The sequence below is a fragment of the Salmonella sp. NW38 genome, from assembly GCF_051807745.1.
Classification (GTDB): Bacteria; Pseudomonadota; Gammaproteobacteria; order Enterobacterales; family Enterobacteriaceae; genus Salmonella; species Salmonella enterica.
Genome location: NZ_JAMMTO010000011.1, coordinates 135,968 through 152,345 on the forward strand (window position 1 = coordinate 135,968; position 16,378 = coordinate 152,345).

The following is a 16,378-nucleotide window of genomic DNA, read 5'->3' on the forward strand; positions in this document are numbered from 1 at the left end:
GGAAAATTAATAATTCTCATTAACTTTAAATTAAATGAAATTCATAATTTATTCTGAAGAGTTGTTAACGTATTAATTCAAAATTAACCGCTGCAACCTGACCGGACTCATCCATTACGACAAGTTGATAACGTCCAACGATATTGAGTAATAAAGAAAGACGATTATTTTCGCCATTAACAGGCTCGCCATTTAAAAACCACCAGCGACGCCCTTTACCGCCGGTAGTCGAGACGGGCAGCGTGACGTTTTCCTGGCCTGGCAATTGCCTGATCACCGCGCCATCCCTCACTCCTGACAGCATTAACGGCGCGGCATCATTGCCCTGCAGCGGCGGACAGTGGTCGGACGCCGCTGGCAAGCGGGCGCTACGTCTTTCCGCAGGCGGCAGCCACGGCTCCAGCGGCCGCGGCCAGACGATAAACGTATGCGCACGCGCCTGCGGACAGTCGGCAGCGACACGCCGCCCCGTATCATCCAGCCAGACCGGGAAACGAATACCGTTGATGTCTTCCTGCTCAGGTAACAGCAGCGTGGGCGGCTGGCTGTCATCGAGCAGCCATGTCGCCAGTCGGCGGCGACAGTTGCTGTCTCCGGCAGGCAGAGTCTGTCCGCCCGGCCAGCAAATGACGCCGCGGCTTACCGTCTGCGGACGCGGATCTTCCGGCAGGCGTCCCGTATGCGCCAGTAACAGATTATTGACCTGGTTAAGCAATGGCACCGCGCTGGCAAAACCAAATTGCCCCACCACAGGCGTGCCGTCGGGTCTGCCTGTCCAGATGCCGATGATATAGCGCGCGTTAACGCCAATAGCCCACGCATCGCGATAGCCGTAACTGGTGCCGGTTTTCCACGCCAACGGCACAATGCGCGGCAGCGCGTTATCCGGCAAGGGTTGCGCTTCATCCGCCATAATCCGTCGAATGATCCACGCCGCTCCCGGCGACATTAATGGTCTTTCCGACAGCGGATCGTCCGGCTGTAACCGTAATTTCGCCGCTTTCCCATGACGAGCGAACGCGCTGTATGCCGCCGCCATCTCGTCAAGCCGCGCGCCCGCGCCGCCCAGAATCAGCGAAAGATTGGGCGCCGCGCCAGCAGGCAAATATAGCGGCAGGCCGACGTTACGCAGTTTTGCCGCAAATCGTTTCGGCCCATAGGCTTCAAGCACCTGAACGGCAGGCAGATTCAGCGAGCGTACCAGCGCGTCGCTCATGCTGACCGGGCCGTGAAATCCGCTGTCGAAGTTTCCCGGGCGGTAATCTCCGGTGCGGCGCGGAACGTCCTGTAATAATGATGCGGGATGGATCAAGCCGTCATCCAGCGCCAGACCGTACACAAAGGGTTTGAGTACCGATCCCGGCGATCGGATCGCCGTTACCATGTCGACATGACCAAAACGGCTGTCGTCATTAAGGTCTACCGATCCTACCCAGCCGCGCACGCTCATATCGGTATGATCGACGACGATCATCGCCAACGAACTGCGTGCCGGCAGCCGCCCTTTCCATGCCCGCGCCAGATCTTCCAGTTGCCGCTGCAATCCGGCGTCCAGCGTGGTCACAATTTTGTCGTTCTGGCTTTTACTCAACATCATTCGGGCAAAAAGCGGCGCCAGTTGCGGCATTTGACGCGGCGCCAGCCAGACCGGTTCTTCACGCGACTCGCGTACCGTTTCGGCAGGCCAGACGCCCTGAGCCGCCATCCGATCCAGCACTTTATTTCGTGCCGCTTCGGCTCTCGCAGGCCAGCGGTCGGGGCGTAACCGGCTCGGCGCCTGCGGCAATACGGCCAGCAGCGCCGCGTCAGCGTAACTCAGGCGCGCGGGCGGCTTGCCGAAGTAGGCCCAGCTTGCAGCGCCAATACCCTGTAGCGTGCCGCCGAACGGCGCGCGGTTCAGGTACAGCGTCAGGATATCGCGCTTGGACAAATGCCATTCAAGCTGGAGGGCGCGCCAAAGCTGGCGGATTTTACCGCCGAACGTGCGCGAATGCGGGTCCAGCAGTCTCGCCACCTGCATAGTCAGCGTACTGCCGCCGGAAATAACGCGCCCGGCGGTAAGATCCTGCCACGCCGCGCGCGCGACGGAGAAAGGGTTAACGCCAGGGTGCCGCCAGAACCAGCGATCTTCGTAATTGATTAAGGCCTCCAGGTAACGGGGAGAGACCTCTTCAATCGTCACCGGATAACGCCAGATCCCCCCGGCGTCGGCAAAGCGCCACAGCGGCGTACCGTCATGGGCTACCACGACCCGCGCAGGATGGACCTCATTGAGCGGCAGCGGCCAGAGTTTATCCGCCGCCCATAACGCCAGGAAAATAAAAAGCGGCGCGCCCGCCAGCCACAGCCAGCGGCCACGTTTACCACGCCAACCGTTCATTTAAGGCGTCACAATCAGCAGCCCCTCGCTCGCGCCGGTTGCCCGCCACTGAGGCACGTACATCGATTCCACCTGCGGTTGCGCAAGCTGGTACGTCCCCGGCGTTACCGCGCGCGCCAGGTAGACCAGCGTCACGGGCTGGCCCTCATTGACAACGACGGCAGCCACAAACCGATCGTCGCGGAATTCCATATACTGAATATCCGCCTGCTGCATCTGATTAAGCAGATTTTGCACTTCGCTACCGCTCTCCGGCAGGCTGGCGCTGCTGTCAGCCAGATTCTGGTTTTCCAGCTCCAGTCCGGCCGGGAGCAGGTCCACCACCAGCGCATCCGGCACATTGCGATCGGCCACTACCGTTAACCAGACCAGCACCAGTTCGCCGCTACGCAACGAGGACAGCGATTTGCGCTGACCATCGGTCCCCAGTATTTGTCGTTCAATCTGCAAAACGTTGCTGGCAGGCTCAGGCGCAGATGAGGGATAACCGCTGCTATCCAGACGCAACCATAGCGGCTGGCTACCGGTGTTCGTCACCTCAAGGGCGGCCAGCTGGTCAGCATCCAGATTACGGGTCAGCGCCTTGTCGCCCGACAGCGGCTGCGCCTCTAACGAGGTCTGCGCCTGCCAGGCGCCCGCGCTGGCCTGTCGCGAATGCGCGGCGAGGAACAAGGCATTGTTCTCCTGGGTAGAGAGCCAGCGCTGACCGAAGGCCTGCTCAGAAAGCGAGCTTAATAGCGCGTTTTGCGCGTCCGGTCTGAGGTTGTTCTCTTCCAGTAGCGACAACATCAGAGCGTTATCGCGCAGAGAACTGCCGTAATCCGCTATCCATTGCCGTTCGTCCTGACGCGGCGTATTCAGCGCCAGCGTAATGGCCTCTTCGCCGCGTCTGGCATCACCCATCGTGTTTAACGCGATGCCCATTTGCATCAGCGGCAGTCCTGAAGCCGCCTGACTACGGCGCTCCCAGATTTCGCGCAGCGCGCCGAGCGGCGCTTTCTGCTGACGCGCCAGTACCAGCGCGGCGTAAGCCTGAGCGGCAAAAGTACTGGCTTGGGTATTATCGCTATAACGAATCAGCATCGTGCCGGGATCCTGCAGATAACGCAGCAGTCGCTCATTGCCCCGGTTAATGGCTTCCGGCGGGACGCTATATCCCTGCTCGCCCGCGCGAATGAGGAAATCCATCGCGTAGGCCGTTAGCCAGGGCTCTTCCGCCCCATCTTCATCCCATAGCGCAAAACCGCCGTTATCACGCTGCATCTGTAGTACCCGTGAGATGCCGATATCCACTGCGGCGCGCCGTTTTTCATCGCTATCGCCGGTAATACCGAGCGACTGCAATTGAGCGGCATTGGTATACAGCGCCGGGAATAACCCGCTGGTGGTTTGTTCCAGGCACCCGTACGGATATGCTTTCAGCTCGCGAATGTAGCGCGCCAGATTGAGCGGCGGTTTTCCGCTTAACAGCAGTTGTCCCTGTAACGTGGCTGGCGAGACGTTTGCCAGATGCTGCTCTGGTACATGCCAGCTCTCTCCCGGCGCCAGCGCAATGCCGCTATTTACCGTTTGGGCAGGCCAGGCCGGACGCACGCCGATTTGCCACTGCTTATGCTGCGCGCCGAGGGTTTCTCCCGGCAGATTCAGACCGCTAATGGTCGCCTGGATTTCGCCTTCGCCAAAACCTTCCAGCGCGCGTACCGGAACGAATAAGGTGGTGCGCACGCCCGGCGCCAGGTTGACCGGTTGCGGCTGCTGGCTAAGCAGTTCCAGTAACCCACTGGCGGCGAGAGCAATATTCAGCGTCTGCGGGCGGTCGGTCAGATTGGTGACGTCCAGCACCAGTCGCGAAACATCCCCTCCCGCCAGAAAACGCGGCATATTCAGCTCGGCAATCACTGGCGCGGCGACAACAACTTTGCTTTCGCCGCGACCAAAATCGTCCGCTGTCCATGCCTGCGCCATAACCCGCAGTTCGCCGTTAAAGTCGCCAATCGGCAGCGTTACGACCCCTTCGCCCTGCTCATTGAGCGTGATCGGCTGCGCCTGCTGCGCGATGATATTGACATGGTTTACCGGCGGTTTTCCGCCGCGCTTAAGGTCGTCGCCATCGCCGCCAAAACGCAACGCCGCCAGCCGCCCCTGCCCTTCAATGACCTGGCCGTAAATATCGTAGATATCCGCACCGTAGCGTTTTTGACCGAAGAACGCCTGCCACGGGTCCGGCGTCGCGTAATCGGTGATATTCAATACGCCGCTATCGACCGCGGAGACCAGCACGTTGATCTGTTTTGGCATTTCGCCGTGTTTAACGCTGGCTTTCACCCTGACGGTGAGCGGCTGATTCGGGCGCATTTTAGCCGGGCTTTCCAGCGCCAGATCGAGGCGGCGGTTTTCATCCCCCAGCGGTAGGTGTAGTAACCCTACGGCGCGTTTTGGCGTCGCGGAACGAGATTTATCGCCGGGACGCACCACCAGCGTACTGAGATAGAGATCGTGGCGATTCCAGGTTTTATCCACCGGAATCGTGAGCTCCAGACCTTGTGCCGGCACATCGATCGCCTGCCACCACAGCGGACCATCGCTGGACTCCACCATCGCATAACCTTTACCGGCGACCGGCGCGGCGATATGCAATTTCATGGTGTCGCCTGGACGATAATTCGCTTTATCCAGTTTGAGGGTGACGCGATCCGGACGCGCCGCGCCGCTACCGTCGCTGTTATCCTGCCAGCTATAGCCGGCCCAGAAACGAACGCTGCTGACCGTCTCATTCGGCGCTTTGACCTCCAGACGGTACGCGCCCCATTCCACCGGGAAGCTGACTTTTCCGGTTTCATCCGCGTTCAGATCCAGCGTCTGCTCGCCCTCCACCAGATCTTTTTGATCAAACTGCGACTGCCAGCCTTCGCTTTCCGACCAGTTCCAGTAATAGTCGCGACGCTCGCGGATGAGCCGCACCTGTAAACCGGACACCGCTTTTTTCTCGCCCTGCGCGTTGGCGTAAACAATATCGAATGCGGCGTTGCTGTCTTCGTCGACAATCGGTTGATTAACGGTGGTATCCGTACGGTAGTCGTATACCGCTTTGGCGGCGAACTGTGGACGAATTCCCGGTAACGTATCGGCAGGCCAAATCGCCTGCTCTACGCGACGAGTGACCGGACGACCGCCAGACTCCAGCAGGCTGGCCTGTAGAATTACCTGCAGCGGCGAATGCGCTTCTTGCCACTGGCTGGCAGCACTCACTTCACCACGTCCGCCTTTATCCAACGTCAGTTGAACTTCGTCCAGGCTGCGCGAAAGATTCTCTTCGGCAATATTGCCGAACTGGAAGCCAGGCAACGCCGCGACAGCGTCGCGCAGCGGACGCAGGAAAAGTTGCCCTTGCAGGGTATTGCCGATAGCAGGCGCGCCATACAAGTAATAGCCGACAACGGAGAATTTCACCTCATCCGCAGGCGCCAGCGGTGTTTTTTGCGCCGTCAGGTTGAGCGCCATCCGCTCCGGCATAAAGTCTTCCACATGGAAATCCCAACTCCGCAGCAAATTATCGCCGGTGTTGGCGCGGACATGCCACAAGCCGGTCGGCGCGTTGATATCCAGCGGATAATTCAAACGGTATAGCCCGTTTTCCGGCTGGCTGACGATGGTACTCATCACCTGTCCGTCTGGTTTTACCACTTCCAGCTTAACGGGTTGATCGGGCAGCGTTTTACCGTCGCTATCGCGCAGTAATCCGTTGAGGATAACCGTTTCGCCCGGGCGGTAGAGATCGCGCGGGCCGAACATAAAAAACTGCTTGCTGTAGCCGGGCGCGCCAGCGACATTAAATTCCGACAGATCCAGAGCCGGAAGCGTGAGATCGAGCAGCGTGGTCTGCTCCTCTTTACGCGCCAGTAATAGCGCCGCCGCTTTATCAGCTTCCAGTTGCACATGTCCCTGCGCGTCGCTCGTCGCCTGCGCCAGCGTCTGCCCTTTATCATTCAGAAGAACAATCTCAATTCCCGACTGCGCCGCGCCGTTTTCCAGGCTTTGCGTAAAGATATCCAGCCGATTATGGTAACGGTGCGCGGACACGCCGATATCGCTAAGGGTAAACAACGTAGCGGCATTACTATAGTTGTAGTGTCCAGCCTGATTCATTACCGCCACATATACGCCCGCCTGTTGCAGCGGCTTAATATCGCTTAATGGCAGCAGCAGTTTCTCACGCGTATTGCGCGCCGGATTAAGATCAAAACGACCGGTATAAACCAAATCCGCCATTTTCAGCAGATTGTCGGACTCCCAGTTAGAGAGAGAACTACGGTACTCCCACTGGCTGACAAATGACGCCAGCGATCCGGGCTTAACGCGGAAAAAGTTCACATCAACGTGGTTGACGTTAAGCGCCATGACCGGCAGTCCTTCCGCGATTTTCCCCGGTAGCAGCGATCCCCGGCTGGCAAAGCCGACGCTGGGCTGGACATCACGCGTGGTAATCGTTTTTTCATAAGACTTGCCGAAGGTGGCGTTATTCAGCGCTTTAACGGCGGGATCAACCGTGACCACCAGCACGCGTTCAGGTTCCAGATGACGTAACCTTAGCTCTTTTAAATTTGGCGCCAGCTCCCATGCGCCGTCAACGCTGCCGCTTTTCTTATCAACCACGTGAACCACACGGGAGAAATCCTGTTCAGGATCTAAAGGAATTGAAAACGTCAGCACCAGCGTCGCCGCGCCGTCGAGCTGCGCTTCGGAGGCGTCTAATAGCGTGAGCGCTTTGCCCTGGCTTTGCTGCGCCAACTTCTGTAGCTGTGCCGGGTCTTGCGCGGGCGAGGGCTGCGCTACGGCTGGCGCTTCGCTTTTAGTCGTCGGGGCGGTTTTATCGTTGTTATCGCACCCCGCCAGCGCCAGCATGATCATGCAGGCCACCACGCGTAAATGTTTCATCTTTCATCCCTGGCCTTAACGGCCTGTCAGCAACGGTTGATGAGATATTATGCGCGAGAAATTTTATTGTGTAAGTCCGTATTACTGTGATGATGCGAAAATTTTACGCAGAAATGTGGTTTCGCCAGCCAAAACAGCCTCTTCTACTTGTCCCTTTTCGGGAAACGTCCGACAATTTGATCATAATCAGGTAACAATGGAGATGCCCATGACCACCGCCTTTTTTGTCGCCGCCGACTGGCTTGCCGAACATATTGATGATCCGGAAATACAGATTCTTGACGCCCGTATGGCGCCGCCAGGACAGGAACATCGTGATATGGCGGGCGAATATCGCGCCGGACATATTCCTGGCGCGCTGTTTTTTGATATTGAAGCGCTTTCCGATCGCGCATCGCCGCTGCCGCATATGATGCCGCGCCCGGAAGCGTTTGCGGTGGCCATGCGTGAACTGGGTGTTCGCCAGGATAAACACCTGGTCATATACGATGAAGGCAATCTGTTCTCCGCTCCGCGGGCATGGTGGATGCTGCGCACGTTCGGTGCCGAGAAAGTGTCCATTCTGGCGGGCGGACTGGCGGGCTGGCAGCGCGACGAATGGCTATTGCGCGAAGGCGAGGAAGCGCATGAAGGAGGCGAGTTTGAGGCCAAATTCACGCCGCAAGCCGTGGTGCGTCTCACCGACGTATTGCTGGCAAGTCATGAAAAAACCGCGCAAATCGTTGATGCGCGTCCGGCGGCGCGTTTTAACGCTCAGGCTGATGAACCGCGTCCCGGACTGAGGCGCGGACACATTCCTGGCGCGCTAAACGTCCCGTGGACGGAACTGGTGTATGAGGGCGAATTAAAGACCACTGACGAACTGAATGAGGTTTTTTTCAGCCACGGCGTGAGTTTCGACAGACCGATTATCGCCAGTTGCGGTTCCGGCGTGACGGCCGCGGTCGTGGTGCTGGCGCTCGCCACGCTGGATGTGCCTGATGTCACGCTTTACGACGGCGCGTGGAGCGAATGGGGCGCGCGTACCGATTTACCGGTTGAACCCGCTTAATATCTGCCATGCCGGATGGCGCTCACGCTTATCCGGCCTACCGTTCTGGCTGATTTAAAACGAATCTACATAAATTCTGTTTAAGCAGGCCACAAAAAAACCGCTCAATTGAGCGGTTTTTTTGTGCTGGTCCGGTTCGCGGCCTTTCCAGCAGGCTTTGTTGCCATAGCAACGCAGGCACACCGTAGGGGATTAATACTCCCTTTTAAGGGAGCAAATGTCAATATAATTTACCGGGAAACTATTCAACATTTAAGGTATTATCTTTCCCGGCCCTTTCCGCCGTCTCGCAAACGGGCGCTGGCTTCAGGAGAGGATAACCCATGGCCGTAAGCGCAGGCACACCGTAGTGCCTGCTATCACGGCATTATCGCCAGCGGTGCTGCCGTGATGCGGTCTTCGCAAGGACCGCAACATGAAGGTACGATGCTTTTGTGTCGTGCTTCTTGTTTCTGGCACGTTGTGTCTTCACGCAGACAGAAGCTACCCAGGTAATTCTGTTCCCGTAACGCTCAACGTCCAGAGCAGGTAAGCCAGGAGGCCGCCCTGTTGGGCGGCTTTCTTTTCTTCAGATGATGCGGTTCTGTTTAAAATCGCGCAGGAACCCGCCCCAGCGGCGCTCGTAGAACGGCGCGATATGCTCGGTGATAAAGTGGCTGATACCCTGCTCGCCCTTCCTCACCTGACAAATATCGATCGGTTCGTCACCCGGTAACGTGTCGGTCGCCACATTGCCCGCCGCATGAATGATCTCTTCAATGTCGCCGTCAGCCTCAATGCCAATCAGCAGATTGGGTTGGGCGCCCTCATGTTCTTTAATCGCGCAGAGAAACGCGCGTTTCACCGGTTTGATGGTTTTAAACAGCGTAGTGAGGGAATCAATCATCTGCGACGGCGGCTCGGCCACTTCGGATAAAATAAGCGACTCGCCGCCTTCCAGCACTTCCTGCGTACTTAATGGACTGCCTTCCTCAGCGAGAAGCAGGCTGATTTCACGCGGCATAAACTCTTTGCCGGTCGGCAATTTAGCGTTGAGGAATAACGTTTCGCCAAGCGTCATTTCAAACAGCGTGCGCGCCGGCATCACCACAAATGCCTGTTCGTCTTCCACGGCCTGCTGCAGCGCCTCCAGAGAAGTAAAGAAGGGAATGACGGTCGTGCCGTCTTCTTTTTCCCAGTGCTGCAAATCCAGAGCGCTGTCTTCCACAATCGCCTCGCCTTCGGCAGCGCTGCCCGGCACCCAGACGGTGGACTCCAGTAAGGTACGGAAAAATGCCGGACGATGCGCGGGCTCAGTCGCCGCTTTCTCCAGCAAGATTTCTAATTCATTTTTAGTTTCGGACATAGGAATCACAAATTATGTATATGGGTTGTAGGCCTGATAAGACGCACGGCGTCGCCATCAGGCAAAATGCCGGGTGGCGCTTCGCTTACCCGGCCTACAAAAACACCGTTCAGGCGGTCAGCAGATTCGCGATGGTGCGCACACCCAGACCGGTTGCCCCGGCAGCCCACTGCTCAACCGGCGCTTTGCGATAAGTGGCGGAACAGTCAATGTGCAGCCAGCCTTCGCGGTAATTTTCAACAAAGTGCGACAGAAAACCCGCAGCGGTGCTTGCCCCAGCGGGATACGCCGCGCTGCCGGTGTTGTTCAGTTCCGCAAAGTTAGACGGCAGCTGGTTACGGTGGAACTCCGCCAGCGGCAGACGCCAGAACGGTTCATTCTCTTGCGCCGCGCTGGTCAGCAAGCGCCCCGCCAGCGTATCGTCAAAACTGAATAGCGCATGGTAGTCGTTACCCAGCGCCGTTTTCGCCGCGCCGGTTAACGTCGCCATATCAATGATTAGCTGCGGGTGTTGTGCGCTGGCGTCAATCAGGCCATCCGCCAGCACCAGTCGCCCTTCCGCATCGGTATTCATGACTTCGACATTCTTACCATTACGGTAGCGAATAATGTCGCCCAGTTTAAACGCATTGCCGCTGATCAGATTATCGGCGCAGCACAGGAACAGTTTTACGCGTTTATTCAGCCCACGGGTAATGGCGAACGCCAGCGCGCCTGTTACTGTCGCCGCGCCGCCCATATCGGATTTCATTGAGTCCATAAAAGCGCTTTGTTTGATACTGTAGCCGCCGGAGTCAAAGGTAATACCTTTACCGACCAGGCAGGCATAAACCGGCGCATCTTTGTCTCCCGTCGGGTTGTAATCCAGCGCCAGCAGCACCGGCGGACGCTCAGAACCACGGCCTACGGTATGCAACCCCATATAGTTCTGCTCGCGCAGATCTTCGCCTTTGGTGATACGGTAAGTGACGCTATCGCACGCGACGCTACACAGCAGATCCACCGAGCGCTGCGCCAGTTGCTCCGGCCCAAGCTCTTCCGCCGGAGCATTAATGGTGTCGCGCACCCAGTCAATAATAGTCAGGCGGTTATCCAGCTCCTGACGTTGGGCATCGTCTAAATCCGGCCACATTACGGTACGGACGCCTTTTGGTCCTTTGTAACCCGCCCAGAATGCCCAACAACGCTCGGTATCCCATCCTTCGCCTGTCAGCGCGACCTGTTTTATTCCCAGGCCGTCGATTTTACGCGCCGCACGCTGGATCAACCCCAGATCGTCTTTACCGTTAAGATGCAAGGTAATACCGTCGTTATTAATACTGTAAGTGGCTTTATCGCCCCAGCGCGCATCGGCAGGCTGCGTGGAAAGCGTAATTTTCATGGCTTCTGTCATTGTTATTTTCCTTATTAGCAAACGGGCCGCCGTAGGGCAGCCCGTTATTTGACTTACTCTGCTTCATCCAACCAGACTAGCAGAATCGCCTCCAGAATTTTTTCATTGGATGCGTTAGGGTCGTCGTCAAAATCGTCCATTTCGCAGATCCACTGATGCAGATCGGTGAAACGAACGGTTTTAGGATCGACATCAGGATATGCGTCGTATAACGCTTCGCCGATCTCGCGGCTATCGGTCCACTTGAGTCCCATACTACCCTCTGTTAATGCTCACGCGCATGGTTGATTGTGTAACGTGGAATTTCGATAACCAGATCGTCGTCGGTAACGTGGGCCTGGCAGCTCAGTCGACTTTCCGGCTCCAGCCCCCACGCTTTATCCAGCATATCGTCTTCTTCTTCCGAACTTTCCGGCAAGGAGTCGAAGCCTTCACGTACAATACAGTGACAGGTGGTGCAGGCGCACGATTTCTCACAGGCGTGTTCAATCTCGATGCCGTTGCGCAGCGCAACGTCAAGAATGGTTTCACCGGTCTCAGCTTCCAGAACTGCGCCATCCGGACAAAGATCCTGATGAGGCAGAATAACAATCTTCGGCATGTTAAACCTCGTCTACGGAATGGCCTTTCAACGCGCGACGAACCGACTGGTCCATGCGGCGAGCGGCAAATTCCTGGGTTTGTTTATCTACGTTTTTAATGGCTTGTTCTATGGCGTCAACATCATCGCCTTGTGCGACCGCGCTTAAATGTGCGGCGGCATCATCAATGCATTGACGTTCTGCGGCGCTTAACAGCGCGGCGTCGGCAGTTAGCGCGCCGGTCAAACTTTCCAGCACGCGCGCGGCTTCGACTTTTTGCTCCGCCAGCATACGCGCTTTCACGTCCTGCTCGGCAAAACTCATGGAATCCTTGATCATCGAGGCGATTTCGCCATCGGTCAGGCCATAGGAAGGTTTGACCTGAATGGAGGCCTCGACGCCGGTGGATTTTTCCATTGCGGTGACGCTCAACAGGCCATCGGCGTCTACCTGGAAGGTCACGCGAATATGCGCCCCGCCCGCCGGCAGCGGCGGAATCCCGCGCAGCGCAAAGCGCGCCAGCGAACGGCAGTCCTGCACCAGTTCGCGTTCGCCCTGCATCACATGGATAGACATCGCAGTCTGACCGTCTTTGAAGGTGGTGAAATCCTGCGCGCGCGCCACCGGGATAGTGGTGTTGCGCGGAATGACTTTTTCCACCAGGCCGCCCATCGTCTCCAACCCAAGAGAGAGTGGAATCACGTCCAGCAGCAGCATTTCGCTGTCCGGCTTGTTGCCGACCAGAATATCGGCCTGAATCGCTGCGCCGATAGCGACCACTTTATCCGGGTCGATAGCGGTTAACGGCGTGCGGCCAAAAAATTCGCCCACCCGCTCACGCACCAGCGGTACACGGGTCGAACCGCCGACCATGACCACTTCCAGAACGTCCTGGGGCTCAACGCCGGCATCTTTCAATGCGCGACGGCAGGCCAATAGCGTGCGCTTAACCAGCGCGGAAATGAGATCGTTAAACTGCTCGCGAGTGATCTCCCCCTGCCAGCCCGCAACGTTAACGCGAACGGTATCGGCATCGCTTAAGGCGATTTTCGCCGCAATCGCGGCATCCAGCAGTTCGCGCTGAACGCGATTGTCGCTACGATCGGCAATTCCCGCCTGCTCGCGAATATAGTCCGCCAGCAGATGGTCAAAGTCGTCGCCGCCGAGCGCAGAATCACCGCCCGTCGCCAGCACTTCAAACACCCCGCGGCTCAGGCGTAAAATAGAGATATCGAAGGTACCGCCGCCGAGATCGTAAACAGCAATAACGCCTTCTTTGCCTGAGTCCAGACCGTAGGCAATCGCCGCCGCCGTCGGTTCGTTGAGCAGGCGCAGTACATGCAGGCCCGCCAGCCGCGCGGCGTCTTTCGTCCCCTGACGTTGGGCATCATCGAAATAGGCGGGAACGGTAATCACCACGCCATCCAGCTCGCCGGAGAGCGATTCGCTAGCCCGCGCGGCCAGCGCTTTGAGAATATCAGCCGATACGCGTACCGGATTGAGCAATCCAGCTGCCGTGTCAATCATCGGCAGCCCATTAACGCTTGCCTTAAACCGGTAAGGCAGATGCGGATAGCGCGCCTGGATATCCGCCAGCGAGCGTCCCATCATGCGTTTCACAGAGCTGATAGTGTTGGCCGTATCCTGCGCGGCATTGTCACGCGCAGCGTAACCGACCGTATGGCCCTGCTGCTGATAGTGAACCACTGAAGGCAACAGGTGGCGCCCTTCGTGGTCAGGCAGAGTTTCCGCCTGGCCGCTGCGAACCGTCGCAACCAGAGAGTTGGTAGTGCCTAAGTCGATGCCCGCCGCCAGACGACGCTGATGCGGCGCGGCGCTCAAACCAGGCTCACTAATTTGTAATAAGGCCATGTTAGATTCCAGTTAAAAATCGAGCAGCTTTTCTTCGAGTTGTTCTGCGCTGCTTCGCAGTTTATCGAGAAACCGCAGTTTGCGCACCGTATCCGCCGCCGCGTCCCACGCGGCGTTGTCCAACTGCTCCACCATTTGCTGAAGACGAGCATCAAACATCTTTTGTACGCGTTTGATGAAGCTTTCCAGCCGCACGTCGTCTTTTGATTGTTCGATATCGTCCAGCTCTTCGCGAAGCGTAAGTTGTTCCATCAGAAACGCGGTGTCGCGTACCGTATGTTGCTCGCTGGCCAGATCGAACCCGTGTAAGGAAAGCAGATACTCCGCGCGCGTCAAAGGGTGACGCAGCGTTTGCCAGGCCTGGTTGATCGTGGCGGATTGCTGGACGGCAGCAAGCTGCTGCGCCTGAGTGCCGTTGGCAAATTTGTCAGGGTGATACTGGCGTTGCAGATCCTGAAAACGAAGGCTCAGCGCCTGGGTGTCAATCTGATAACGGGCTGGTAAGCCAAAGAGGGTGAAGTAATCCATAACATTCTCAGGGATAGCCTGTCAGAACAAACCCCACACGCAGGCGACCACGGTGGGGTTATACCTTCTTACTTCGCGCCGCAGATGCGTTGTCTGCGCGGGTTCCCCCAGACACTGACTCAAATAAGCGCCTGGGGATTCACTCGCTTGCCGCTTTTCTGCAGCACGAATGCTCGGTATAACAGCGGAACACGGTTACACGTGGAAGCTTTCGCCGCAACCACACTCATCTTTCACATTCGGGTTGGAGAATTTAAACCCTTCGTTCAGACCTTCTTTTACGAAGTCCAGCTGTGTACCGTCCAGAAATTGCAGGCTCTTGCCGTCAACCACTACCTTAACGCCTTTGTCTTCAAACACGGTGTCTTCCGCCGTTGGCTCGTCAACAAATTCCAGTACATAAGCCATACCTGAGCAGCCGGAGGTTCTCACGCCCAGACGCAGACCAAACCCTTTACCACGGTTGGCCAGGAAGGTATTAACTCGCGCTGCTGCACTGTCGCTAAGTGTAATCGACATAACAAAACCTCAATGTTAACGTTCTATTTTATTTCGCTTCGCGTTTGCTTTTGTAATCCGCAATAGCGGCTTTAATCGCGTCTTCCGCCAGAATAGAGCAGTGAATTTTCACCGGCGGCAGCTCCAGTTCGTCTGCAATGTCGGTGTTTTTAATCGCCTGCGCTTCGTCCAGGGATTTCCCTTTCACCCACTCCGTTACCAGAGAACTGGAGGCGATAGCGGAACCGCAGCCGTAAGTCTTGAAGCGCGCGTCTTCAATGATACCTTCATCGTTAACTTTAATCTGCAACTTCATGACGTCGCCGCAGGCCGGCGCGCCAACCATGCCGCTTCCCACGTTATCGTCGTTGTTGTCAAACGACCCTACGTTACGCGGGTTCTCATAGTGATCGATTACTTTTTCGCTGTAAGCCATTATAAATTCTCCTGATTCCGATACCGATTAATGATGTGCCCATTCGATGCTGTTCAGATCCACACCCTGCTTGTACATTTCCCACAGTGGAGAAAGGTCACGCAGACGGCCAATGGATTTACGAACCAGATCAATGGTGTAGTCGATCTCTTCTTCAGTGGTAAAACGACCTAAAGAGAAACGGATAGAGCTATGCGCCAGTTCGTCATTCATGCCCAACGCGCGCAGCACGTAGGACGGTTCCAGACTGGCGGATGTACAGGCGGAACCGGAAGAGACCGCCAGGTCTTTCAGCGCCATGATCAGCGACTCGCCTTCAACGTAGTTAAAGCTCACGTTGAGAATGTTTGGCGCGCCCTGCTCAAGGTCGCCGTTCAGGTAAACTTCTTCAATATCTTTGATGCCGTTCCACAGACGGTTACGCAGACCGCGCAGACGGGCCATTTCGGTCTCCATCTCTTCTTTCGCGATACGGTAAGCTTCGCCCATGCCGACGATCTGGTGAACAGGCAGCGTACCAGAGCGCATACCGCGTTCGTGCCCGCCGCCATGCATCTGCGCTTCAATGCGAATACGCGGCTTACGACGCACATACAGCGCGCCAATGCCTTTCGGACCATAAATTTTATGACCGGAGAAGGACATCAGATCCACTTTCAGTTGGCTCAGGTCGATAGGCAGTTTGCCCACGCTCTGGGTGGCGTCAACGTGGTAGATGATACCGCGCGCGCGGCACATTTCGCCGATGGTCGCGATATCCTGCACCACGCCGATTTCGTTGTTCACGTGCATGATGGAAACCAGAATGGTGTCGTCACGCATCGCTGCTTCGAGCTCGTTGAGATCGATGATGCCATTGCGCTGCGGCGCCAGGTAGGTCACTTCAAACCCTTCGCGCTCAAGCTGACGGCAGGTGTCCAGCACCGCTTTGTGCTCGGTCTTGCTGGTGATGATGTGCTTGCCTTTTTTCTGATAAAAGTTGGCAGCGCCTTTAATCGCCAGGTTATCGGACTCCGTCGCCCCTGAGGTAAAGACGATTTCACGCGGGTCGGCGCCGACCAGTTCAGCAATCTGGTTACGGGCGATATCTACCGCCTCTTCAGCCTGCCAGCCAAAACGGTGTGAACGAGACGCCGGGTTCCCAAAGGTTCCGTCCAGGGTCAGAAACTGCATCATTTTCTCGGCAACACGCGGGTCCACCGGCGTGGTTGCGGAGTAGTCGAGATAAATCGGTAATTTCATTGCTCTTAAACTCCGTACATCACTCAATGCAAGGAATCAGGCAACCGGCTGGATGTACGACCGTGTTGACGGGACGTCCGCGTCCCGGCCTGATTCTGAATTCTTTTTTACGCTTCA

At 56.8% G+C, this 16,378-nt stretch carries 13 protein-coding genes; 2 read left to right on the forward strand and 11 right to left on the reverse strand.

Annotated features, from left to right (window positions below):
- Positions 1 to 64: 64 nt before the first annotated feature.
- Together pbpC and NA624_RS18770 are read right to left on the reverse strand one after the other, a co-directional pair.
- Complete coding sequence (gene pbpC, locus NA624_RS18765; RefSeq protein ID WP_001014760.1) at positions 65 to 2,380, reverse strand: peptidoglycan glycosyltransferase PbpC; 2,316 nt, start codon at positions 2,378 to 2,380, stop codon at positions 65 to 67.
- Positions 2,381 to 7,315 carry an alpha-2-macroglobulin family protein gene (locus NA624_RS18770; protein WP_000681870.1) on the reverse strand — a complete coding sequence of 1,645 codons (4,935 nt, stop codon included), beginning with the start codon at positions 7,313 to 7,315 and terminating at the stop codon, positions 2,381 to 2,383.
- 208 nt (positions 7,316 to 7,523) lie between these two features.
- Here NA624_RS18770 and sseA point away from each other — a divergent pair, with 208 nt between their 5' ends.
- Positions 7,524 to 8,366 (forward strand): 3-mercaptopyruvate sulfurtransferase, encoded by an 843-nt coding sequence (gene sseA / locus NA624_RS18775; protein ID WP_000205251.1) that lies wholly within the window; start codon positions 7,524 to 7,526, stop codon positions 8,364 to 8,366.
- Between the two features lie 415 nt (positions 8,367 to 8,781).
- Positions 8,782 to 8,898: a small toxic inner membrane protein TimP gene (gene timP / locus NA624_RS18780; protein ID WP_242617172.1), complete on the forward strand. Its 117-nt coding sequence runs from the start codon at positions 8,782 to 8,784 to the stop codon at positions 8,896 to 8,898.
- Between the two features lie 36 nt (positions 8,899 to 8,934).
- Here the strand turns inward: timP and sseB are convergent, their stop codons facing one another.
- The 9 genes from sseB to iscS form a co-directional block, all read right to left on the reverse strand.
- Positions 8,935 to 9,711 carry an enhanced serine sensitivity protein SseB gene (gene sseB, locus NA624_RS18785; protein WP_001543548.1) on the reverse strand — a complete coding sequence of 259 codons (777 nt, stop codon included), beginning with the start codon at positions 9,709 to 9,711 and terminating at the stop codon, positions 8,935 to 8,937.
- 109 nt (positions 9,712 to 9,820) lie between these two features.
- The gene (gene pepB / locus NA624_RS18790; protein WP_000133546.1) at positions 9,821 to 11,104 is read right to left on the reverse strand and encodes an aminopeptidase PepB; all 1,284 of its coding nucleotides are present in this window, start codon (positions 11,102 to 11,104) and stop codon (positions 9,821 to 9,823) included.
- Positions 11,105 to 11,157: 53 nt separating this feature from the next.
- Positions 11,158 to 11,358 (reverse strand): Fe-S cluster assembly protein IscX, encoded by a 201-nt coding sequence (iscX, locus tag NA624_RS18795; RefSeq protein ID WP_000523623.1) that lies wholly within the window; start codon positions 11,356 to 11,358, stop codon positions 11,158 to 11,160.
- Positions 11,359 to 11,369: 11 nt separating this feature from the next.
- Positions 11,370 to 11,705 (reverse strand): ISC system 2Fe-2S type ferredoxin, encoded by a 336-nt coding sequence (fdx, locus tag NA624_RS18800; RefSeq protein ID WP_001124465.1) that lies wholly within the window; start codon positions 11,703 to 11,705, stop codon positions 11,370 to 11,372.
- A 1-nt stretch (position 11,706) separates the two neighbouring features.
- Positions 11,707 to 13,557 (reverse strand): Fe-S protein assembly chaperone HscA, encoded by a 1,851-nt coding sequence (hscA, locus tag NA624_RS18805; RefSeq protein ID WP_001196653.1) that lies wholly within the window; start codon positions 13,555 to 13,557, stop codon positions 11,707 to 11,709.
- 12 nt (positions 13,558 to 13,569) lie between these two features.
- Entirely contained in the window at positions 13,570 to 14,085 is a 516-nt protein-coding gene (gene hscB / locus NA624_RS18810; RefSeq protein WP_000384398.1) for a co-chaperone HscB, read from the reverse strand.
- A 195-nt stretch (positions 14,086 to 14,280) separates the two neighbouring features.
- On the reverse strand, positions 14,281 to 14,604 hold the full coding sequence (gene iscA, locus NA624_RS18815; protein WP_000028952.1) for an iron-sulfur cluster assembly protein IscA: 324 nt from the start codon (positions 14,602 to 14,604) through the stop codon (positions 14,281 to 14,283).
- Positions 14,605 to 14,632: 28 nt separating this feature from the next.
- Positions 14,633 to 15,019: a Fe-S cluster assembly scaffold IscU gene (gene iscU / locus NA624_RS18820; protein ID WP_000331704.1), complete on the reverse strand. Its 387-nt coding sequence runs from the start codon at positions 15,017 to 15,019 to the stop codon at positions 14,633 to 14,635.
- Positions 15,020 to 15,046: 27 nt separating this feature from the next.
- Positions 15,047 to 16,261, reverse strand: coding sequence for a cysteine desulfurase (iscS, locus tag NA624_RS18825; protein WP_000775263.1), 1,215 nt, complete (start codon positions 16,259 to 16,261; stop codon positions 15,047 to 15,049).
- Positions 16,262 to 16,378: the final 117 nt, after the last annotated feature.